The organism is Arthrobacter sp. MDT2-34-1, from assembly GCF_059091365.1.
Genome location: NZ_JBNHGO010000002.1, coordinates 433,517 through 451,929, shown reverse-complemented (window position 1 = coordinate 451,929; position 18,413 = coordinate 433,517). Strand labels below are relative to the sequence as shown.

At 66.5% G+C, this 18,413-nt stretch carries 25 protein-coding genes; 11 read left to right on the top strand and 14 right to left on the bottom strand.

Features of this window, described 5'->3' with window-relative positions; genetic code table 11:
• The first annotated feature begins 92 nt into the window (after positions 1-92).
• Together AC5RVV_RS12525 and AC5RVV_RS12520 are read left to right on the top strand one after the other, a co-directional pair.
• Entirely contained in the window at positions 93-602 is a 510-nt protein-coding gene (locus tag AC5RVV_RS12525; RefSeq protein ID WP_494001714.1) for an Lrp/AsnC family transcriptional regulator, read from the top strand.
• A 289-nt stretch (positions 603-891) separates the two neighbouring features.
• Positions 892-1,608: an NADPH-dependent FMN reductase gene (locus AC5RVV_RS12520; protein ID WP_494001713.1), complete on the top strand. Its 717-nt coding sequence runs from the start codon at positions 892-894 to the stop codon at positions 1,606-1,608.
• A gap of 211 nt (positions 1,609-1,819) precedes the next feature.
• Here the strand turns inward: AC5RVV_RS12520 and AC5RVV_RS12515 are convergent, their stop codons facing one another.
• The 3 genes from AC5RVV_RS12515 to AC5RVV_RS12505 all read right to left on the bottom strand — a co-directional run bounded on the left by AC5RVV_RS12515 (position 1,820) and on the right by AC5RVV_RS12505 (position 4,263).
• A complete protein-coding gene (locus tag AC5RVV_RS12515) occupies positions 1,820-3,103 on the bottom strand; it encodes a hypothetical protein (RefSeq protein WP_494001712.1) in 1,284 nt (427 codons plus the stop codon).
• A 99-nt stretch (positions 3,104-3,202) separates the two neighbouring features.
• Positions 3,203-3,607: a DUF4383 domain-containing protein gene (locus AC5RVV_RS12510; protein ID WP_494001711.1), complete on the bottom strand. Its 405-nt coding sequence runs from the start codon at positions 3,605-3,607 to the stop codon at positions 3,203-3,205.
• Positions 3,608-3,867: 260 nt separating this feature from the next.
• On the bottom strand, positions 3,868-4,263 hold the full coding sequence (locus AC5RVV_RS12505; RefSeq protein ID WP_494001710.1) for an SRPBCC family protein: 396 nt from the start codon (positions 4,261-4,263) through the stop codon (positions 3,868-3,870).
• Between the two features lie 170 nt (positions 4,264-4,433).
• Here AC5RVV_RS12505 and AC5RVV_RS12500 point away from each other — a divergent pair, with 170 nt between their 5' ends.
• Positions 4,434-5,492 (top strand): App1 family protein phosphatidate phosphatase, encoded by a 1,059-nt coding sequence (locus AC5RVV_RS12500; protein WP_494001709.1) that lies wholly within the window; start codon positions 4,434-4,436, stop codon positions 5,490-5,492.
• A 150-nt stretch (positions 5,493-5,642) separates the two neighbouring features.
• Here the strand turns inward: AC5RVV_RS12500 and AC5RVV_RS12495 are convergent, their stop codons facing one another.
• Positions 5,643-6,140, bottom strand: coding sequence for a CarD family transcriptional regulator (locus AC5RVV_RS12495; RefSeq protein WP_494001708.1), 498 nt, complete (start codon positions 6,138-6,140; stop codon positions 5,643-5,645).
• Between the two features lie 80 nt (positions 6,141-6,220).
• Here AC5RVV_RS12495 and AC5RVV_RS12490 point away from each other — a divergent pair, with 80 nt between their 5' ends.
• Both AC5RVV_RS12490 and AC5RVV_RS12485 read left to right on the top strand, forming a co-directional pair.
• On the top strand, positions 6,221-6,892 hold the full coding sequence (locus AC5RVV_RS12490; protein ID WP_494001707.1) for a TetR family transcriptional regulator: 672 nt from the start codon (positions 6,221-6,223) through the stop codon (positions 6,890-6,892).
• Between the two features lie 2 nt (positions 6,893-6,894).
• Positions 6,895-7,305, top strand: a complete 411-nt coding sequence (locus tag AC5RVV_RS12485) for a YchJ family protein (protein WP_494001706.1) — start codon at positions 6,895-6,897, stop codon at positions 7,303-7,305.
• A gap of 108 nt (positions 7,306-7,413) precedes the next feature.
• Here the strand turns inward: AC5RVV_RS12485 and AC5RVV_RS12480 are convergent, their stop codons facing one another.
• The 3 genes from AC5RVV_RS12480 to AC5RVV_RS12470 are packed head-to-tail and all read right to left on the bottom strand — an operon-like array spanning position 7,414 to position 8,534.
• Positions 7,414-7,758 carry a DUF202 domain-containing protein gene (locus AC5RVV_RS12480; protein ID WP_494001705.1) on the bottom strand — a complete coding sequence of 115 codons (345 nt, stop codon included), beginning with the start codon at positions 7,756-7,758 and terminating at the stop codon, positions 7,414-7,416.
• A complete protein-coding gene (locus AC5RVV_RS12475) occupies positions 7,758-8,156 on the bottom strand; it encodes a YidH family protein (RefSeq protein WP_494001704.1) in 399 nt (132 codons plus the stop codon). Before AC5RVV_RS12475 ends, AC5RVV_RS12480 begins: the two co-directional genes overlap by 1 nt.
• Before the next feature lie 60 nt (positions 8,157-8,216).
• Positions 8,217-8,534 (bottom strand): hypothetical protein, encoded by a 318-nt coding sequence (locus AC5RVV_RS12470; protein WP_494001703.1) that lies wholly within the window; start codon positions 8,532-8,534, stop codon positions 8,217-8,219.
• A 110-nt stretch (positions 8,535-8,644) separates the two neighbouring features.
• On the opposite strand from AC5RVV_RS12470, the gene AC5RVV_RS12465 reads away from it, so the two are divergent.
• Positions 8,645-9,121 (top strand): acyl-CoA thioesterase, encoded by a 477-nt coding sequence (locus AC5RVV_RS12465; RefSeq protein WP_494001702.1) that lies wholly within the window; start codon positions 8,645-8,647, stop codon positions 9,119-9,121.
• Positions 9,122-9,151: 30 nt separating this feature from the next.
• Here AC5RVV_RS12465 and AC5RVV_RS12460 read toward each other — a convergent pair whose 3' ends face one another.
• Positions 9,152-9,571, bottom strand: a complete 420-nt coding sequence (locus AC5RVV_RS12460; RefSeq protein WP_494001701.1) for a MarR family winged helix-turn-helix transcriptional regulator — start codon at positions 9,569-9,571, stop codon at positions 9,152-9,154.
• A gap of 214 nt (positions 9,572-9,785) precedes the next feature.
• On the opposite strand from AC5RVV_RS12460, the gene AC5RVV_RS12455 reads away from it, so the two are divergent.
• Complete coding sequence (locus tag AC5RVV_RS12455; RefSeq protein ID WP_494001700.1) at positions 9,786-10,268, top strand: helix-turn-helix domain-containing protein; 483 nt, start codon at positions 9,786-9,788, stop codon at positions 10,266-10,268.
• A 363-nt stretch (positions 10,269-10,631) separates the two neighbouring features.
• Here AC5RVV_RS12455 and AC5RVV_RS12450 read toward each other — a convergent pair whose 3' ends face one another.
• The gene (locus AC5RVV_RS12450) at positions 10,632-11,060 is read right to left on the bottom strand and encodes a DoxX family protein (RefSeq protein ID WP_494001699.1); all 429 of its coding nucleotides are present in this window, start codon (positions 11,058-11,060) and stop codon (positions 10,632-10,634) included.
• A gap of 255 nt (positions 11,061-11,315) precedes the next feature.
• Positions 11,316-11,930 (bottom strand): GyrI-like domain-containing protein, encoded by a 615-nt coding sequence (locus AC5RVV_RS12445; protein ID WP_494001698.1) that lies wholly within the window; start codon positions 11,928-11,930, stop codon positions 11,316-11,318.
• A 72-nt stretch (positions 11,931-12,002) separates the two neighbouring features.
• Between AC5RVV_RS12445 and AC5RVV_RS12440 the strand changes: the two genes are divergently transcribed.
• Together AC5RVV_RS12440 and AC5RVV_RS12435 are read left to right on the top strand one after the other, a co-directional pair.
• Positions 12,003-12,752 (top strand): M50 family metallopeptidase, encoded by a 750-nt coding sequence (locus tag AC5RVV_RS12440; RefSeq protein ID WP_494001697.1) that lies wholly within the window; start codon positions 12,003-12,005, stop codon positions 12,750-12,752.
• Positions 12,753-12,960: 208 nt separating this feature from the next.
• Complete coding sequence (locus tag AC5RVV_RS12435) at positions 12,961-13,263, top strand: DUF4193 domain-containing protein (protein ID WP_493979582.1); 303 nt, start codon at positions 12,961-12,963, stop codon at positions 13,261-13,263.
• A gap of 54 nt (positions 13,264-13,317) precedes the next feature.
• Here the strand turns inward: AC5RVV_RS12435 and AC5RVV_RS12430 are convergent, their stop codons facing one another.
• Complete coding sequence (locus AC5RVV_RS12430; protein WP_494001696.1) at positions 13,318-13,968, bottom strand: SDR family oxidoreductase; 651 nt, start codon at positions 13,966-13,968, stop codon at positions 13,318-13,320.
• A 56-nt stretch (positions 13,969-14,024) separates the two neighbouring features.
• On the opposite strand from AC5RVV_RS12430, the gene AC5RVV_RS12425 reads away from it, so the two are divergent.
• Entirely contained in the window at positions 14,025-14,165 is a 141-nt protein-coding gene (locus tag AC5RVV_RS12425; protein WP_494001695.1) for a hypothetical protein, read from the top strand.
• Positions 14,166-14,230: 65 nt separating this feature from the next.
• Here the strand turns inward: AC5RVV_RS12425 and AC5RVV_RS12420 are convergent, their stop codons facing one another.
• Both AC5RVV_RS12420 and AC5RVV_RS12415 read right to left on the bottom strand, forming a co-directional pair.
• Positions 14,231-15,052 (bottom strand): family 1 encapsulin nanocompartment shell protein, encoded by an 822-nt coding sequence (locus AC5RVV_RS12420; RefSeq protein WP_494001694.1) that lies wholly within the window; start codon positions 15,050-15,052, stop codon positions 14,231-14,233.
• The gene (locus AC5RVV_RS12415; RefSeq protein WP_494001693.1) at positions 15,049-15,519 is read right to left on the bottom strand and encodes a ferritin family protein; all 471 of its coding nucleotides are present in this window, start codon (positions 15,517-15,519) and stop codon (positions 15,049-15,051) included. The genes AC5RVV_RS12420 and AC5RVV_RS12415 overlap by 4 nt, the downstream gene beginning before the upstream one ends.
• A gap of 429 nt (positions 15,520-15,948) precedes the next feature.
• Between AC5RVV_RS12415 and AC5RVV_RS12410 the strand changes: the two genes are divergently transcribed.
• Complete coding sequence (locus AC5RVV_RS12410) at positions 15,949-16,332, top strand: hypothetical protein (RefSeq protein ID WP_494001692.1); 384 nt, start codon at positions 15,949-15,951, stop codon at positions 16,330-16,332.
• Positions 16,333-16,429: 97 nt separating this feature from the next.
• Here the strand turns inward: AC5RVV_RS12410 and AC5RVV_RS12405 are convergent, their stop codons facing one another.
• Positions 16,430-18,214 (bottom strand): HNH endonuclease signature motif containing protein, encoded by a 1,785-nt coding sequence (locus tag AC5RVV_RS12405; RefSeq protein ID WP_494001691.1) that lies wholly within the window; start codon positions 18,212-18,214, stop codon positions 16,430-16,432.
• Positions 18,215-18,413 lie beyond the last annotated feature (199 nt).

Below are 18,413 nucleotides of genomic sequence, written 5' to 3'. Positions count from 1 at the left end.
GAAGAATGTTTACTCGTTTCTCAAGCCGGTAGGAGAAGATTCTGTAAGAGTGAGGCATGCAGGCAGTAAGTTCAGAAAGTGGTGGTGATCACATGGTCGAATCGAATGATCTTCGACGCCCGTCCGGGGCTCCCGCGGGGGCGGGACTGGACCGCATCGACCGGTTGATCGTTGAGATGCTTCAAGCCGACGCCCGGACCCCCAACAACGCGATCGCGGCGGCCGCCGGCATTGCCCCCTCGACGTGCTTGAGCCGGATCCGCTCCCTGCGCGAACGCGGCGTAATCCGCGGTTTCCATGCCGACGTGGACCCTGCGGCCGTGGGGCGCGGCCTGCAGGCGCTGATCTCCATCCGCTTGCAGGCGCACGCGCGGTCGAATCTGACCCAGTTCAAGGACTTCCTGTCAGGCTTGCCCGCGGTGGAGGGGATCTTCTTTGTGACCGGCGACCGCGACTTCCTGATCCATGTCGCCGTGGCGGACTCCAACGCGCTGCGCGACCTGGTCGCGAACAACCTCAGCGTCCGCCCCGAGGTTGCCGGCACGAATACCACGGTCATCTTCGAACACGTCCGCCCGCCCGGCAGTTCGCTCGCTCCCTGATGGGGGAGAGGGTGTCCTCGTGGGGTTCGGTCCCCGCCATGTTGGCGAGGGGAGGGCTGCCCGGAGGCGTGTCTCGCTCCCTATTTGGGGAGCCGGCTTCTCTGGGCACGCCCGTACCCTGGCTGCGGAACCCCGGAAGGGCCCGCCTCTCCGCCGCGCCGGCCCGGATTCAGGGCGATCCCAGTCGCCCCACCCATGCCCCGGAGCGGGCACCCCTGCCCTTTGTTGACATGTCATTCTTTCGCCGGATAGGATAGTTGAAAGCTCAAGCAATCTATCGAAGGCTGCAATGTCCTGGTTTAAGAATCTTTTCAGCAAGTCCAGCGCCCGCCGGTCTGCCGCCAACCCTGCGGCCTCCGCTGCGGAGCCCCGCACGGATGCCCCCGTCGCCCAACCGGCCGAGGCCGCTCGCAGCGAAGCCGCCGCCGGCCTCCCCAAGATCGCCATCATCACCGGCAGCACGCGCCCCGGCCGGGTCAATGACTCCGTCGCCAACTGGGTCGCCGCCGAACTGGCCGCTCGGACGGACGCCACCTTTGAGGTCGTCGACATCGCCGACTTCAACCTGCCGCTGCTGGACGAGGCCTACCCGGCCGCCTACCAGAACTACCAGGCCGACCACACCAAGGCCTGGTCGGCCAAGATCAGCGAGTTCGACGGCTACATCTTCGTGGCCAACGAATACAACCACACGGTCTCGTCCGCACTAGCCAACGCCTTGTCCTACCTGAACGCCGAGTTCAACAACAAGGCTGCCGGCATCGTTTCCTACGGCTCGATGGGCGGCGTCCGCGCTGCCGAACACCTGCGCAATATGCTGGCCGAGCTGCAGGTGGCGGTGGTCCGCAACCAGGTGATGTTCTCGCTGTTCACCGACTTCGAGAACTTCTCCGAGTTCAAGCCGACCGAGCAGAATGCCGGAACGCTGGCCCCGATGGCCGACCAGCTTGTGCTGTGGGCACAAGGCTTCGCCACCATCCGCACTCCGCAGAACGCCGCCGCTTAGAACCCCAAGCCCGGCACGCCCGCCGCCTCCGTTCGGCGGGCTGTCCTGCCGCCGGCCTTCGGGCCGGCCGGCACCGCCCCCGCCGTTTCCCCATCCGGCGGGGGCGGTGCTGTTCTACGGGGGCCGCGGCACCGTTCCGTCGGCTGAACCCGCCGCAGCAAATCGGTGCGGCACCGCCTCGTCGGCTGAACCCGCCGAAGCAATCGGTGGGCTACCCGCGCTCGGCCGCAAGGATGGTGGCCATGGAGATGATGAAACCGGGCGTGCAGGCCGCAGCCAGCACCACCAAAGCGATGCGTCCGCCCAGCAGGACCCTCCGCTGCAGCAGTCCTTCCCGCCGTCCCGGGCCAGCAGGCCGCCCGGCGCGCCAGTCTGCGAAGAGCTTCACTCTGAGGGCCGCAAGTGCCCAGCCCACCACGACGGCGGCGACAATCCAGGCCGCGACCACCACGCTGGCGCCGCCCAGCGGGACCAGTAGGAGCAGCAGCGGAAGGTACCATTGCAGGTCCTTGGCCGTCCGCAGCAGCGGGAGGCGACGGGACAGCCAAGCCGTGGCCACCGCGACGAGCATGCCGTGGGCAATGGCCAGCGCGGAGAAGGCCGCGATCGAGAGCCAGCCAGGGCCCACCACCTCAAAGTCCCGGCTGTCCGGCTGCAACGGCCCAAGCACGGTACCGAGTACTAATAACAGCAACAGCCCGAAGGCCGCTCCGCCGGCCCGGCCGGCCGGCAGCCACCACCGCACCAAGCCGTAGAGGAGTGCCGTCCCGCAGCCGATGGCCACGCCGAAAAGGACGAAGCTCCCGGTCCCTTCCAGGCTGATCTCTCCGATGGTCTGGTTGTTATCGGTCAGCCTTCCGTCGTCCTCCGGCGACGTCACCGCCAACAGGCGCATGATCAACCGGCCGCCGGCGCCCGCCATGCACAGCCCGGCCACCCCGCCGGCGACCAGCAGCACTGTCGCCCACCACAGCACCCTGCGCGCAACGTGCGCCAGGAGTGCACCGCCGCCGCTCGGCAGGGCGCGGCCGCGAAGCAGAAGCGCTCCGTCGTCGTTCCCGGGGGTGCCGCCCTCGGGCACCTGGGCGTCGACGTCCACGTGGGTGTCGCCAGCGAGCACGAGCCCCCCGTCGTCGTTCCCGGGGGCGCCGCCGTCCAGGACGAGCACACCGTCGTCGTCCACGCCTGTGCCGTAGTGCACGAGGGCTCCCTCATCGTTCCCGGGGGTGTCACCGTCCAGGACGAGCACACCGTCGTCGACGGCTGTGCTGCCGTAGTGCACGAGGGCTCCCTCATCGTTCCCGTGGGTGCCGCGCTCGAGGACGAGGGCCCCGTCGTCGTTCCCGTGGGTGCCCCTGTCGAACACGAGCGCGCCGTCGTCCCGACGCAGGTACTCGTCACGGCCCGGCGGAGGCTGGAACCGCTCCCCGCCCCGAAAGGCCACCGCGGCCAGCCCGGCGACCACCAGCACGCCGCACAGGATCATGAGTGTCACGGAGCCAGTATCCGACGGCCCCGGAAGCCAGCGAACCCCAGTCATGTCGACTGGGGTCCGCAGCGAACCGTCCGCCGGAAACCGGCGGGACGGCTTCGGTTAGCGTGTTTCGCGCGCCTCGTCCCGGTGGCGCACCATGTAGGCGATGGCCAGGGCCAGCATCACGGCGCCAAGGACGAAGTTGAGCCAGGTGGTGGCTGCATTGGTGGACAGGAAGTTGGCCGCTGATTCGCCGGGGCCGACGATCAGGCCGTACAGCCACATCGCCAGGTACAGGATGCCGGCTCCCATGAGGAAGTCCCGGGCACCGCTGGTGGTGCGGCTCATGATGTAGCCCACCACGCCTACCACCAGGTAGACGATGTTGAGCAGCATGGACACTTGGAACGCGTTGATCAGCATGGCGCCGGAGCCGCTGGCGAAAGCCATTTCTCCGTACTTCATGGTGATGCCGGGGATGAAGCCCAGCACACCGATCACCAAGAGAACAATTCCCGAAGTCATCGCGGCATTCCGCACATTTCCGCGCGAGACGTGTGCGTGATGCGCATGCGGTGATGCGGTAGTCATTTCTCCTCCCAGACAATGAGTTCGAAACTTCGTCGAGTAACAACTCGGCTGTTGGTAGGGGCGCATCTGACGTCAGAACCAGCGCTTTCAGTTTACGTCCGCCTGGCCGCGGCGGCACGGAAAAATGACGACGGCGGTGGGCCGGCCGGTCCTGTCGGTGCGGCTGCCCGGGTGGTTCGGAACCGGGGGTCGGTTTAGGCCTCGAGCAGCCTCTTGAGCGTGTGCAGGTCCCGGTCCACGGCGGCGGCATCGGCTTCGAACGCCGCCTCGTCCATGCCGTCACGGTGGTAGAGGGTGAACACCACCTCTGTCCCGTCGCCGTTGCCGAGCACGCGCAGCGGGTTGTAGACAGCTTCGCCCGACGGCAAGGTCACGTAGTGGTCCAGCACGCCGAAGTCATTGCGCTCGGTAAACGTGACCCGCACCGGCCCACTGTCGGTCTCGGCGACCCAGGCGTCGTCGACCACACCGATGGAGGAGCTGAGTCCGGCGGCCCACTGCGGCATGTTCTCGGGTTTGGCGGCGAACTCGTAGACCTCTCCAACGGGTCGGTTGATGGCGATGCTGATGTGCCGCGATGCAAACGTCATGTGGCCAGTCTTCAGGTTCGCTCCGACGCGGGCAAGACCCACGGAGCGCCCGGCACCGCCGGGAGGATCGGCGGGCTGGCGATGCCGTCGGGAGGGCCCGTGGTTGGCGCGAGGCGGGGCGCGCTGCCGCGGGTTCGAACCGGAAAGCGTGTGCATGACAGACTTGGACCATGGCATCCCTTACCGGCAACGGCGACGATCTCCATGAGAAGGCAGCCCACATCGGCATGCGCCTTGAAGACCGCTGGCAGGCGGTCCGGGAACGGCGGGCACGGCAGCGCGGCGACGTGGCCACCGTCATGCCGTTTACCGGCTACGGCACCGACGGTTGGATCCGCGTGCTGGCCCGGGTCGTGATGGCGCGGCCGGGGGCCTTCGACAACGGCCGCATGCCCTCCAAGCTGGTGGCCGACGGCATCCGCGGCTGGCGGAATTTCATCAGCCCGCCGGTGGCCAACGCCCGAGTGACGATCCACGCCGACGGCATCGAGCACCAAGTGGTGGCCGACCGCGGCGGAGTGGTGGACGCCAAGGTTTCGGTGAGCCTGGCTCCGGGCTGGCACACCGTCACGCTGCGCTGCGAGGACTCTGAACCGGTGGAAGCCGCGGTCTACGTGGTGCCGCCGGACACCCGGTTCGGGGTGGTGTCCGACGTCGATGACACCGTCATGGTCACGGCGCTGCCCCGCCCGATGCTCGCGGCCTGGAACACGTTCGTGCTGGATGAACATGCGCGCAACGCCACGCCGGGCATGGCCGTGATGCTGGAGCGGGTCACGCGCGAGCATCCGGGCAGCCCGGTGTTGTATCTATCCACCGGTGCCTGGAACGTTGCTCAGACGTTGACGCGTTTCCTGTCCCGGAACATGTACCCGGACGGTGCGCTGCTGCTCACGGACTGGGGGCCGACGAAGGACCGCTGGTTCCGCAGCGGTCAGATGCACAAGGTGGACCAGCTGCGGCGGCTGGCCGAAGAATTCCCGAAGATCAAGTGGCTGCTGATCGGCGACGACGGCCAGCACGACGAAGCCATCTACGCCGGCTTTGCGCTGCGTTATCCCGACCACGTGGCGGCCATCGCCATCCGCCAGCTGTCGGTCAGCGAAGCGGTGCTGGCCGGCGGCCGTTCTCAGGACGGCCCGGTCGGACCCGCGCGCAGCATCCCGTGGATCTACGCCTCCGACGGGAAAGGCCTGGCGAACCAGCTTCAGCAGCTGGGAATCCTCTAACGACGACGGCGGCCCGTCCGGCTGGGAACCCTTCAAGGACGACGGCGGCCACGGTTGGGAATCCTCTAACGACGACGGCGCCCCGCTCCTGATGGAGCGGGGCGCCGTCAAGCGGCAGTGCCCGGACGTCGTTCCTGCGGGCGCGGCCTGTTAAACGGTGGCCTCCAGCGGGCCGAAAACGGCTTCGATCATGGCCCGCGCCGTGTCGTTGTCAGTCTTTTCGGCCAGCGCAAGCTCCGAGGACAGGATCCGCATGGCCTGTTCGAGCTGGTGCTTTTCACCGGCCGAGGAGCCGCGTTCGATCGCCCGCAGCGAGAGGTCGCGGACCACTTCGCTGACCCGGTAAATGTCGCCGCTGTTGATCTTTTCCTGGTTGGCCTTGAACCGGCGCGACCAGTTCTCCTGATCCTCCGGCACCTTCGCCTTCAGGATCGCAAAAACTTCCTTAACACCTTTTTTGCTGATGGCCTTGCGTACGCCGACCGTTTCCGCGTTGCCCAGCGGCAGTTCGATCAGCAGGCCGTCGTGATGAGCGCGGAACTGTACGAACTTGGTCTGGCAGTCCTTGAACGGACGGGTCCGGAGATCGGTCACGGTAACAGCGCCGTGCGGGGGATAGACGAGGGTGTCGCCAACTTTAATGTTCATTGATGCCCTTTCATGCCATTATGGCAGATACTGCCACATTGGCAGCGAATACTCAAATATGGGGTATCTTGGAAGCTGCTATGCCACAGAAAACGCCGACCAGCGGCGCTTCCAGAACCGATGTGCCCGGCCCGACCACGGCTGAGCTCCCTGTCGCTGCACCCGGATTAAGGGAGCGGCGGCGGCGCCAGACCCGGACGGAAATCAGCGAGGCCGCACTGCATCTGTTCCAGGAACACGGCGTGGACGCCACCACCGTGGACGGCATTGCCCACGCCGCCGGGATCTCCCAGCGCACGTTCTTCCGGTACTTCACCAGCAAGGAAGAAGCCGCGCTGCCGGCACACCAGGATTTCGACGCCGCGCTCGAGGCCGGGCTGCTCACGATAGATCCGGCCGGCAACCCGCGCGAAGAGCTTGAGCGCGTCTACCAAGAGGTCATGCAGGGGTATGCGGACAACGACGCCCCGGCAGTCCGCCGCATGTTGCTCGTCAACCAGCTCATCCGCAAGGAGCCCCTGCTTAAAGCGGCCATGCTCAAGCACAATGCCACCCGGACCACCGGGCTGGTGGAGGCCCTGATGGACCGGTTCGGCCGCGACGGGGTGAGCGACCTGCAGATCAGGCTGGCGTTCGAGACCTGCGCGGCAGTGGTCCGGGTCGCCTTCGAGGTCTGGGTGGCCCGGCGCGAGGCCGGCCGGAATGACAACCTGCCCGACATCTACGCGGCTGCCCTGCAGTTGTCCCACTGACCATGCGAAACACGCGCACCGCCCCAGTCCTTACGACGACGACGCCGTGTCCGTGCCGGAGCGGCCGGCCGTACGGCGAGTGCTGTGGGCCGTTGCACCGCGGCGAGGCGGAGGCGCCGACGGCGGAAGCGCTGATGCGATCGCGCTACACGGCGTTCGTCGCCGGGGATGCCGCCTATCTGCTGCGCACGTGGCATTCAGAAACGCGGCCCGCGCGGCTTGAGCTGGACCCCGCGCTGCACTGGACCGGACTGGAAATCCTCAAGACCGTCCGCGGCGGCGAATCCGACCGCGCGGGCACCGTCGAATTCCGCGCCGGCTACCGCGAGGGCGGCCGGGACCGCACGCAGCAGGAGAAGAGCACCTTCGTTCGCGAGGACGGCCGCTGGGTCTACCGCGACGCCATAGCCTGAGCACAGCCCGGTCGAGATGGCGGCGGCGGTGCACCACCCCGGGCGTCCGTCAGTCGCCCGTGCGCCCGGCATCACGCCGCGCGAGCACGGTGGCGCCGTCGTCGTTGTTCAGTCCAAGGCCAGGACGGCATAGATCCCGAGCGCGCCGAGGACCACCACGCTGCCGGCAACCCAGGCGGCAGCGGCGGCGTCGGCATAAATCCTCTCGTCGGCCACGCCGGAGACCGCACGGCGGTACCGGAGTTTCTGCGTGATGTAGATGCCGAACGCCGTGCACAGCGCCACGGCGACCAGCGTCCCGGTGAACCAGCCGTATTCCGGCATCCAGCGCAGGAACATGGCTGTCGCCACGATCATGGCCAGGGTGGTCCGGCTCCAGGCCAGGGACGTGCGTTCGGGCTGCAGGCCGGCGTCGTGGTGTTCCGGCTCCGGCACGGCGCGGGCGCGTCGCATCAGGACGGCCGCAGGACGACGAAGACCACCAGCAAGGCCGCCACCACACCGCCGCCTACCGCCAGGATCGGGGCTATCAGCGGCAGCGGCAGGGGAGTCTTGTGGCGCATGGCCCGCTCGACGTTGAGCCAGCGGAAGAACGAGCCGCCGCCGATCGCCATGGCCAGGACCAGGAGGATGATGGCGATGGTCTTGCGGATTTCCGGGACGAAGACGCCGCCGGTGAAGACCTCCACCGCGATGCCGCCGGCCAGGAGTGCCAGTGAGGTGCGGATCCACGCCAGGAAGGTGCGCTCGTTGGCCAGCGTGAACCGAGGGTCGGGCTCGGTGCCGCCGCGGAGCAGTTTGTCGGCGAGTTTGCCGCGTTCCGGGCTGGGTGAGGGCGAAGAGGTAGGCACGGCTTCATGGTAACCAAGTCCGCGGTAGGCGCGGCGACGGCTTACGTCACATGCCAGCCGTCAGGCCGCCGGCCGGTCCCGGTCGTCGTCGTTGTCCTGGTCCATGCGGGCCACGGTGAAGAAGCGGTTGCCCGCCCCCTTGTGTGAACTCGGCACCAGGAGTTTGGAGTATTTTTCGCACCATTGGGCGGTGCCGCCGGAATCCGCGGCAGCCGCAGCGATGGCGTCAATATCGTCGGACCACCCCAGAACGCGTTCCCCCTCGAGGCAGAACTGGATGAGTCCCAACTCGGTATCTACGTGCAGTTCGACGTCCACCCAAACGTCGAATAGCACAGTGCTGCTGGCTGTATCTTCTGTTTTGTATGTGTTCATCACGAGACCTGTGTTGCGCGTCACACCCTGTGGCGCCCTCCCACTATAGGGTTCACCATGCGGAATGCCAAACGGTTTCCCCAGCGTGAACGGCCGGTAAAGTGAATCGGGCGATGACTCAGACACCTTCCGCCCAGCGCCTCACCTGCAACGTGCCGATGCGTTGGGGAGACATGGATGCCTACGGGCACATCAACAACGTGGAAATCCTGCGCATCCTGGAGGAGGCACGCATCCACGCGTTCGGGCCTCCGGCCGGCACCGGCGGTCCCGGGCTCGAGGTGGATTTGCCGGTCTTCTCCGACCTGCCCGAATCCACCCAGGCTTTGGTGGCGGAGCACCGGGTGAAGTACGTCCGGCCGCTCAGTTACCGCAACATCCCGGCACACGTGGAGGTCTGGATCAGTGCGATCAAGGGCGCCAGCCTGACCATCGCCTACCGGATCATGGACCCGGTCACCGCCGAGCAGTGCGTGCTGGCCGAAACCACGCTCGCGTTCTTCCACACGGATACGGGGCGGCTGCTGCGCCTGAATGAGCGCCAGCGGTCGATACTGGCTCCCTACCTGGGAGAGTCCAACTTCCGCTGAGACGACGACGGCGATGGGCCGCCGTCGTGCCTAGCCCTCCCAGCCCAGGTTGCGGGCAATCCGCTCCAGCACGTCGAGGGTGGCCGTGTACTCTTCCTCGCTGATGCCGTCCGCCATGCGGGCGCGCGTGCGGTCGACCACCTCACCGAGGGAGGCCAGGCTGGCCCGCCCGGTGTCGGTCAGCGCATAGTGGCCGTTCTCGGCGCTGACCCAGCCGCTTTCCATAAGTTCTTCGACCGGTTCCTGGGGCCCTTCGCCCTCTTCCTCCGGAATGAAAGGCCCCAGGGCTTCCGCGAGCTCGTCGGCGGTGGACGGCTTGTCCGCGAGCAGGTTCATCATCTGCCACTGCCGGCGGGTGATGCCGTGTTCCTCCATGGTCTCGATGAACTGCTCGTCGAGCAGCCGGTCAACGAGCTTCAGCCAATAACCGATAGGTCGTAGAGGTGCCATGCCGCCACCCTACAAGGGTCCGCGCGGCCGATCGACTGAAATTGCCGGACACGCCGCTTAGTTGGCAAAGGCACCCCGGGGCCTGCGTGGCCGGTTCCTGGCGGGCGCGCGGTTGGGCCCGGCGCAGACGGGGACGCTTTCTGCCCTGAGCAGACCCTGCTGACGCCGACGGCGCCGCTTCCTACGATGGAAGCAGCCAGAAGGGAGTTCCGCCGTGCTCGAACTTCAGAAGCTTCATCGCGGGCCAAGTTCAGCGCCTCCGCCTTTGCTCCGCGACGTCTATGGGGCGGTGCTGCGCAGGGAACGTCGTCGCCAGCGGCGCACCCTCGACGACGTCGCCAGCCGGGCGGGCGTGTCACTCCAGTACCTCTCGGAGATCGAACGCGGCCGTAAGGAGGCCTCCTCGGAGATCCTCGCGGCAGTCTGTGCGTCGCTGGGGTCGGGACTGGCCGCCTTCCTGGCAGCAGTTCACCGTGAAATGGCGGCGGTCGAAGGAAGGGCTGTGCTGCATCTTCAGTCCATGCCATCGGCCTCCCGGCCCATTGGCCGCGCGCGGGAGGAATGTGCAGATGCTGCTGACCTGCTTTCTGGAGTCCTCGCCGACAAGGACCTGGCCCCGCACGCCCCGGCGGACGCGTGCCGCCAACTGGGCGCGGGCGTTCAAGGCGGGCCGCCGCCGCTTCTGATGGCCGCCTGACGTTATAGGCCGCTGCACGCCCGGCGCGGGTCGCCGTGCACATTGGGCCACGTGGCCGGACGTGTTCCGACAACGAACCCGCCGCCGCTGCTCGCCTCCAATCCTGCCCCAGCGTCTGCGGCGGAACTGCGCCAGCGTCTGCGGCGGAACTGCGCCACCGGTCGCGCCGGTTCTGCGCCACCACCGGTTGCGCTGGTTATGCGCCAACGGCTGCGGCCGGAGACAGGAAAAACGGGCAGGTGCAGCCTTTCGGCTGCGCCTGCCCGTTTCAGTTCGGGCGTCCGCTTGATCCGGGGTTGCCCGTTGCGGTTTCCGCCTTTTCCGGGGTTTGCCCGGCGAGGTCCGGCCGGGCCGCCTGGGAACTTAAGCCAGAGGGGCCAGCTTGGTCTTGCCGAAGACGGCGCGGTCCACCGAAATCCGGCCGGGGCCAACCAGTGCCAGCGCCAGCGCTGCGGCGCCGAGCAGCAGCACCAGTTCGTAGCCGCCGCCGTCCACGAAGACGCCGGCGGGAGCGTGGACGAGCACCAGGGCGCCGAGCATGTCCAGCGTCAACAGTGCCGCCACTAGCCGCGTCAGCAGGCCGAGGATCAGGGCGATGCCGCCGGCGAGCTCCAGGCCGGCCACGATCGGTGCGGCGATATCGGCGGCCGGGATGCCCATCTGGCCGAAGGCTGCCTGGGTGCCGGCGATGGTCCATTCGTTGAACTTCTGCCAGCCGTGGGCGACGAAGAGGAAGCCCAGGACGACGCGAAGAACTGTGCGTGCAGTGGTGGTCAAAGCGGAGTTAGTCATGATGTTTTCACCGTTTCAATGGTCAGAGGATCGGCCGTCTGGAACGAGCGATAAGCATCAATAACTTGACGCTTCAATCAAATAGTGACAGCAATAATGTTGAAGTGTCAACTTTCGGGCCGTGTCTGACGGTGCGAGGCGGGCAGCAGCCCCAGCTGGCCGGACCGCACGGGCTGGCCGTCCCAAGCCCCAGCTGGCCGGACCGCACGGGCTGGCCGTCCCGAGCCCCCAGAGCATGCCGCCGCTGCCGAACGCTCAGGCGCGGCGGACCGGTTGGCGCAGGATTGTCCTGAGCTTGGCCGGTTCGGTCTTGCGCGGGTCGCCGAGGTAAATTTCGTGGTGGTGCCCGTTCGGTTCCAGCTCGTTGGCCGGTAGGAACTCATCCCTCAGGCGGGCCAGGACCGGTCCTTCGTCGTCGTACGCACCCACGTGCATGACCTGGGCGCTTAGTCCCTCGTCCAGCCATCCGTGCCGGAGCGATCTCACCGCGGGAAGATCCTTTGTGGTGGCCGCCTGCCGCATCGCGTCTTCGATGTGTTCCGGCTCCAGCCAGTCGGGCTGGCGGATCATCATCGTCCACGACCACTCGTCCTTGGCCCGCCGGGTGAAGGCGGTCATGTCCTCCGCCCACCAGAGGCCTTCCAGCGGACCGACGACATAGTCGCGCCCGAGTTGCTTCTTGCTGGTGAACTTCAGCGTGTAGGACACTGCGTATAGGGCCTCGACCGCCCGCAGGTACCCGTCCGCCGTGTTCGGATCGCCGCGGCCGTCCGCCTGCAGGAACTGCATGGGCGGTACGGTAACCAGCTGGAAATCCTGGCCCGGGGCGTACAGCTCCTTCTGGTCCTTCTTGAAATCCAGCTTGTCCATGGGGCTTTCCGGTGGTGGGCAGCGGGCAGTGTGGTCTAGTTATATCGCGTCGTCACGGATGAAACGAGGAACATGCTGCAGCAAATCGCCGCCGAATGGTGGACCAGGATCACCGCCGGCTTCACGCGCGGTGAACCACTCCAAGCCGGAGCGCTGGAGCTGGCGGTCATCCTGGCCGCGGCGCTGCTGTTGTCGGTGCCCCGAGCAAGCTGGCGGTATTTCGGGTTGTTCGTCACGGCGGTCCATGAACTTGGACATGCCTTCGCTGCGCTGGCCACGGGGCGGCTGGTGCGCGGAATCCATTTGCGGTTCGACCAGTCCGGCGCCATGATCAGCCGCGGGGCGGGCCGGGCATCAGCGGCCTGGACCGGGTTCTGGGGCTACCCGGTGCCCGCGCTGGTCGGGGCGGCGCTGGTGTGGGCCGCCTTCAGCGGTTGGTCCGGTGCCGCACTGTCCGTCAGCGCGCTGCTGCTGCTGGCCACGCTCCTGTTCATCCGGAACCTCGAGGGCGTCGTCATCGCCGTGGGGTTGGCGGTAGGTGCTCAGCTGCTGGTGTGGTTCGCGCCGGTGGAGTGGCTAGGGCACCTGACGCTCGCCATCGGCGTCGGGCTCCTGGTGGGGGCCGTGCGGGACTGGCTGAATCTGCTGAGCGTGCACACCCGGCGCCGGCACCAGTTGGCTAATTCCGACGCGTTCATCATGGCGCGCCGGACCGGGGTGCCGGCCGCGCTCTGGCTGGCCGGGTTCGCGGTGGTCATCCTGCTGTGCTGGGCGGCTGCCGTGGCGACCGCGGCCGCTGTCGTCCCGCTGGCGATTCTGTAACGGATTCCCGGTCCCCTCGGCCTTCTGGAGTGGCCCTGCTCACAGCAATGTCATTCGCCTTGGGGCCCGAAGGGACCGCGTCGGTGCACGGGAATTATCGCCGTGTGTGAGACGTTGTTGACCGATGTTGAAATCTGTGGAACAGCAGCTATGATGGGCGCTCGCAGATAGGTCAAAACAACGAGAACTTCAGGAGTTTTAAACCCGCATGGCAACCGATTACGACGCACCGCGCAACAAGGACGACGACAACAATAATGAGTCGCTCGAAGCCCTTCAGGCTCAGCGCTCCGGTGGTGCGAAGACCGCGCTGATCGACGTCGAAGACTCGGACACCGCCGAGGGCATCGATCTGCCCGGTGCCGACCTCTCCGGTGAAGAACTGGTGGTTCAGGTTGTTCCTCCCCGTGAGGACGAATTCACCTGTGGCTCCTGCTTCCTCGTCCGTCACCGCAGCCAAGTAGCCCGCGAAAAGAACGGCGAGAAGTACTGCCGCGACTGCGAAGGCTAAATCCCCAATCTTCCGAACCCCGCGCTGGGACCAGCGCGGGGTTCTGTGGTTAAATCACACGCTTCGGACGGCCTCGCCGATCGGCGTGCCGCCGTTGATGAACTCGATCACCTTGCCTGCCGTGGCAGGAACGGCCAGCACTTCGGCCGCCACCATAGCAACGTCTTCGCGGCTCACTTCACCGCCAGGAGTACCCGGTCCGGCTTGGATCTTCCCGGTTGCGGGCTGCAGCGTCAACGAGCTCGGCCCCAGGATTGTCCAGTCCAGTGATGTGGACTTCAAGTAGTCGTCCGCGGCGGCCTTGGCATCGGCGTAGGGGAAGAACGCGTTGTCCTCCGGCACGCCGTGGTTCTTGCCGGCGCCCAGATAAGACACCATGATGTAGCGCTGCACCCCGGCCGCCACGGCTGCGTCCATCGACCGGATGGCCGCGTCCCGGTCCACTGCATAGGTCCGGGCTGGATTGCCTCCGCCAGCGCCGGCCGACCAGACGACGGCGTCGTGGCCGCGCAGCAGATCTATCAGGTCGTCGGTGGTCGTCTTCTCGACGTCGGCGATCACCGGCACCGCACCGGTTTCCCGCACATCGGCGACGTGGTCCGGATTGCGGATGATGGAGCTGACTTTGTGGCCCTGAGCGGTGAGGATGCGGGACAGGTGCAGCGCGACCTTGCCGTGGCCTCCAAAAATGGCAATGCGTGACATAAGGTTCCTTTCGGTGTGGTCAAACCCAATCTAGGCAAGGAGTCAGGTGGCAGCCAATGGCCGGCATCCTTGACGGTGACGGCGCCCGGCCGTCGCCCGGCCCCACCTGTGCCTGGTTCGGCTGGCGGCCAGCCGTCACCCGGCCCCAACTGTGCCTGGTTCGGTGGCTGCTCGACGCCGCGCTGGCTCCCCGTTGACGCCCGCCCGGCGGGCTGGTCACCTGGTTAGGCCGCCGCGAGCCCGGCCCTCCGATTCCGCCGTCTTAGCCGTCGCTGCCGGTGAGATGGATACCGGCTTCCCGCGTGGCCACCCGGAAACTGAAGGACTGCTCAATGTACAGGTAGACGAACTCTTCATCATGCCGGTCGTAGCCCACCGAGAGGTCCTGGCCCGATTCGAACAGGAAATCGCCGCCGCGCAGGCTCATCACGATGGCCCCGCGGACTCCCGGCGCCCAGACAATCGGACCGCCCAGCAACTTGCGCAGGTGCTCGGACAGCAGATACCCGCCGCGCTCGGTCGCCTCCACCACGGCGGTGTAGTGTCCAGGGCCGAGTGCCAGGCCGAACGGACCTCCAATGCCGGCCTGGAGCAGCGCCGAGACGGCCTTGGCAACACGCTTGGGGTAGTCATTGAAGTCAGTCACGCGGGGCACCGGCGAATGCGGGGTGGCGCTCGTGACCCCCTCAATGCCCACCTGTCGCCAGCCATGGAATACGGCCGCGTTCTCCGCAATGGCAATTTGCATCGCCGCCTCGGCCAGGTCCGTGAGGTCCACATCGGCCGCACCCCGGTCATGGTCAAGCAGTTCCAGCCGGGAAACCTTGAACGGTGCGCGCATCTCCACGAGGGGCAGCACCCCGCGCCGTCGCGTCGCCACGCCGTCGGCCAGCGCCGGGCCCGTGATGCTTTCGGTGCGGCCCAGGTTTGTCGCCGAGTACTCCCAGCCGAATGGACCAGCGAAATCCACCATTTTGCGGGCCCCGAGGGCAACGGTGAGCCGCTCCTTGGCCTCCCGGTCCAGCAGCGCCCAACCACCGTCGGAGATGGGGGCGTGCTCGCGCAGCAGGTGATCCATGGTCATGAGAAGTCCTCCTTGAGGCTGCCGATTCCCAGGGACGAATCAGAACCGGCTCGCCACCGGCGAGGATCCGTACGACGTGCCGCGCCCGACGGAGTGCGGCCCACCTGCCCGGGTGCAGGGACTGCAGTTTCGTCCGTGCCGGCAGCCGTGCCAGCAGCCGTTGCTGCCTCGGCCGCCCCGCCGTTGGCCACAATGTCGCCGTCCTGAAAGAGGGTGCCCCGGGCGATCTGGCGCCATTTAGGCTTCCTGCGCAGGAGAAACTCCAGGTCCATACTGAAATGTTTGAACTCCTCCGCCAGGGAATCCTCCATGATCGCGACCGATTCCGGGTCCTTCTCCAGCGACATCCGTTGTTCATACCAGCCGATCGCCTCGGCCTCCTCTGTCAGGTTGGCGCACATACGCGCAAAGGTCCGCGTCTCGGCGGAGAGCTCTGCGGCGGGTTCGTGGTACTGGTCAAAGCCCATCTGGATTCCTCCGTGAGGTTGTGCCTCTCTGCCAGCGTAGCCACGGCCCCGCCGGCTGACTACCTTTGACGGGCGGAAGGCCCGGGAGTGCGGCCTGGCTACCGTATGACCGCCAGGCGTAGCCATAGATCGGCCGAACTGCTGCGTTCTTGTCTATTTCTGGCCGGCCCGGATCGGCCATCTTCCGGGCGCTGGGATTGCCCCATCGCGTAGGGCTTCTGCCGGTGAAATCCGCGCTAGGCCCTACGCAGTACCCACCGGAAGAATCCATGAAGAACCACAGGGACGGCCCGTCGCGGCCGGCGAGTTCACGGCGGACCGCTACGCACGGCCCGGCGCCGCCGGCGAGTTCACGGCGGACCGCTACGCACGGCCCGGCGCCGCCGCCGAGCTATCGGGAACGCTACCGCGGCATAGTAATGTTGCAGGGTGATTCGCCGATACTCCGCCTTGCTCATGCTGCCACTCGTCGCCCTGCTTGCCAGCGGCTGCGCTCAGGTTGAACAGGCCGCCTCCGACGCCGTCGACCAAGCCGCCAATTCCGCTTCCGAGGCCGTAGGTCAAGCCGCGTCCAACTTGGCCAACGCAGCGGTCGGGGAAGCAGTCAAGCAGGTGTGTGCCCCGATTCAGGACGGCAGCATCGGTGAAAAGGAACAGGAGATGCTCGCTGGTCTGGTTTCTGCCGCCGACGCAGCCGGTGTTCCCGCCGAGATCACGGGGCCGATGTCGCAGATCGCCGAGTCCGGCGACCAAATTCCGGCCGACGCCCTGGCCTCCATGCAGCAAGCCTGCGACAACAACGGCGCTGGGTAGTTAGGCAACCAACTGACCACTCCCAAACCGCTCTTGCGCGGAATGGGAAAGCCTGTGGGGCGCCAAGGCAGCCGGGGGACCGGCGGCAACGCCGCTTTCAGAACGGCGGCGTTTCAGGCTGGGCCGGCCAACCGTCAAATGGACTGGAACTTCTGCCGGGCGGCGCGGTGGCTCCCGCGGCGCTGTCCACCCCGATATCGAGTTCCGACTGCATCGGGGCCTTCGGCGGACCTAAGTGGCCGAACGGCGTCCTGCGGACCGTCGCGTCAGGGTCTAATGGGCCTCCGTCCGGGGGAGGGCTGCTGGAACGACAGGGTTCTAAACCTACTTCGGCCGGCTCCGGCAGACGTTCGGGCAGCGGCGCGTCTTTCAACCACACGTGGTTGCGGAGCGGCCTTTGAGCCGGGTCGACGCTGAGCGGCGGTAGGAACCAAGGTACGCCCTTGCTCACTGTGACCCGCCAATCTCCCTGATGCAGCAGATGGTGGTGGTGCCCGCAGACCAAGACGCCATTGTCGACAGAGGTGGGACCGCCCTTTTCAAACCACTGGATGTGATGCACTTCGGTCCAGGGAGAGGGCGCAGTACAGCCGGGGAAGGCGCAACCTCCATCCCTGGCGATGATGGCCAGCCGCATGTACTTCGGAAACAACCGCTGGGACCGGCCGACGTCCAGAACCGCACCCGTGCCGGAGAGGATCACCGGGATGATGTCGGCATCGCAAGCTATCCGTCGGATTGCCTTGGCGCTCAGCGGCCCGGAGAAGATGCTGGTTCCCGGACGTCCGACTTCGGAGGCCAAGTCCTTGTAGTCGATGGTGACCAGGAGCTGCGGCCGTCGACCGCCGGCGGCTGGTAGAAGATCCGTGGTAAGAGCGACTTTGCAGGCACCAATGAGGCCGTCGAGCTGCTTCTGTTGCCGGGTACGCCCGTCCTCTACCGTCGCATCAACTAAAGCATCCGCTCCGCTGTCTCGAGCATCCGTGTCCGGGGTTAAGACCTCGTCGTCGTTGTCGGAAGCGCCGTTCAAGCGGGAGGCCGCATCTTCAACCGCGTCAAATCCTACTGCCCCGGCCGTGGCCGTCCCTTCCCTCAAACGAGGGTTGGTGGCGGTGTTGTAGACGGTTGCAAGAACTTCATTCTGTTCGTCGGTGGCGTTGATTTCGTAGCAATGCAGGCCATTGCGCCGCCCGCGATAGAACAGGCCCTGGCGTGCTTTGAGCTCGGCTGGCCCGAGATCGGCGCCGGCTGGGTTGAGGCCGCCTTCCCAATGCCGGATCAGCAGCCTGAGCGAGTCGGTGTCGTAATCGGAGGCATGCTGAACCAGTGCCTCTTCCATCTTGCGGAGCTGCTCCGGCTCCGCGGTGCGACGCAGCCCATCGACAGCCCTTCGGATCAGAGTTGCGGCCTGACCGGAGACCATTCCATCATCCATTGCACGGGCGAGCACCGGCAGCCTGGGCGACACAACAGGCTTACCCGGGGGCGCTGGGCGGACTTCGGTGGCTTCCGCGAGTTGGAAGCGTCGTGCAGCCTCCTGCCGTGCATTGCCCAACTTCGCCCGCAGATAGTCTTCGTTCGATTTGTAGGCGCCGCGCATACGATGATTCGCTGCCTCGGGGTCATGCGGCTTGTCTGTTTCCCCAACGGCGGCGATGTTTTGCTCTTTAATGATGCCCGCCAGAATCAACTGGGTTTGACCAACAATGTTGGCCAGCTCTTCAACCTGTGCCGCCGTCCGGGCCACCGACTTGGTACTGCGTCTCAGCCCGTCGTTCCGAAGGCGGTTATTCAGTTCGCTGACCTCGGCGCGGACCCGGGCCAGCAGGACGGAATCGTCCTGCCCTGCCCCCGCAGCCTCATCCAGCACCTCGATCGCCATAAATACAGCCTATGAAACCCCCGAGCAGGGTAGGAGAACCAGGGGTCGGCATGTGGATGAGCAAGCGCACGGGGCTGGCTGTGGAGAAGAAGTGGATGGGTGCTCAGGCACGGGCGTCGAGAGTCAAGCGATCTCGATGTGTGCAGTCCCGACGTTAACGGCTTAAGCAACCGGATGTCGACCGGCTGGGGCGCGAAGG

What these genes read in the sequence shown, in the direction of transcription:
- AC5RVV_RS12525 (WP_494001714.1), top strand. Translation starts at nt 93, where the DNA reads ATGGTCGAATCGAATGATCTTCGACGCCCGTCCGGGGCTCCCGCGGGG.
- AC5RVV_RS12520 (WP_494001713.1), top strand. Translation starts at nt 892, where the DNA reads ATGTCCTGGTTTAAGAATCTTTTCAGCAAGTCCAGCGCCCGCCGGTCT.
- AC5RVV_RS12510 (WP_494001711.1), bottom strand. Translation starts at nt 3,607, where the DNA reads ATGACTTCGGGAATTGTTCTCTTGGTGATCGGTGTGCTGGGCTTCATC.
- AC5RVV_RS12505 (WP_494001710.1), bottom strand. Translation starts at nt 4,263, where the DNA reads ATGACGTTTGCATCGCGGCACATCAGCATCGCCATCAACCGACCCGTT.
- AC5RVV_RS12500 (WP_494001709.1), top strand. Translation starts at nt 4,434, where the DNA reads ATGGCATCCCTTACCGGCAACGGCGACGATCTCCATGAGAAGGCAGCC.
- AC5RVV_RS12495 (WP_494001708.1), bottom strand. Translation starts at nt 6,140, where the DNA reads ATGAACATTAAAGTTGGCGACACCCTCGTCTATCCCCCGCACGGCGCT.
- AC5RVV_RS12490 (WP_494001707.1), top strand. Translation starts at nt 6,221, where the DNA reads ATGCCACAGAAAACGCCGACCAGCGGCGCTTCCAGAACCGATGTGCCC.
- AC5RVV_RS12485 (WP_494001706.1), top strand. Translation starts at nt 6,895, where the DNA reads ATGCGAAACACGCGCACCGCCCCAGTCCTTACGACGACGACGCCGTGT.
- AC5RVV_RS12480 (WP_494001705.1), bottom strand. Translation starts at nt 7,758, where the DNA reads ATGCGACGCGCCCGCGCCGTGCCGGAGCCGGAACACCACGACGCCGGC.
- AC5RVV_RS12465 (WP_494001702.1), top strand. Translation starts at nt 8,645, where the DNA reads ATGACTCAGACACCTTCCGCCCAGCGCCTCACCTGCAACGTGCCGATG.
- AC5RVV_RS12460 (WP_494001701.1), bottom strand. Translation starts at nt 9,571, where the DNA reads ATGGCACCTCTACGACCTATCGGTTATTGGCTGAAGCTCGTTGACCGG.
- AC5RVV_RS12450 (WP_494001699.1), bottom strand. Translation starts at nt 11,060, where the DNA reads ATGACTAACTCCGCTTTGACCACCACTGCACGCACAGTTCTTCGCGTC.
- AC5RVV_RS12445 (WP_494001698.1), bottom strand. Translation starts at nt 11,930, where the DNA reads ATGGACAAGCTGGATTTCAAGAAGGACCAGAAGGAGCTGTACGCCCCG.
- AC5RVV_RS12440 (WP_494001697.1), top strand. Translation starts at nt 12,003, where the DNA reads ATGCTGCAGCAAATCGCCGCCGAATGGTGGACCAGGATCACCGCCGGC.
- AC5RVV_RS12435 (WP_493979582.1), top strand. Translation starts at nt 12,961, where the DNA reads ATGGCAACCGATTACGACGCACCGCGCAACAAGGACGACGACAACAAT.
- AC5RVV_RS12430 (WP_494001696.1), bottom strand. Translation starts at nt 13,968, where the DNA reads ATGTCACGCATTGCCATTTTTGGAGGCCACGGCAAGGTCGCGCTGCAC.
- AC5RVV_RS12425 (WP_494001695.1), top strand. Translation starts at nt 14,025, where the DNA reads ATGGCCGGCATCCTTGACGGTGACGGCGCCCGGCCGTCGCCCGGCCCC.
- AC5RVV_RS12420 (WP_494001694.1), bottom strand. Translation starts at nt 15,052, where the DNA reads ATGACCATGGATCACCTGCTGCGCGAGCACGCCCCCATCTCCGACGGT.
- AC5RVV_RS12415 (WP_494001693.1), bottom strand. Translation starts at nt 15,519, where the DNA reads ATGGGCTTTGACCAGTACCACGAACCCGCCGCAGAGCTCTCCGCCGAG.
- AC5RVV_RS12405 (WP_494001691.1), bottom strand. Translation starts at nt 18,214, where the DNA reads ATGGCGATCGAGGTGCTGGATGAGGCTGCGGGGGCAGGGCAGGACGAT.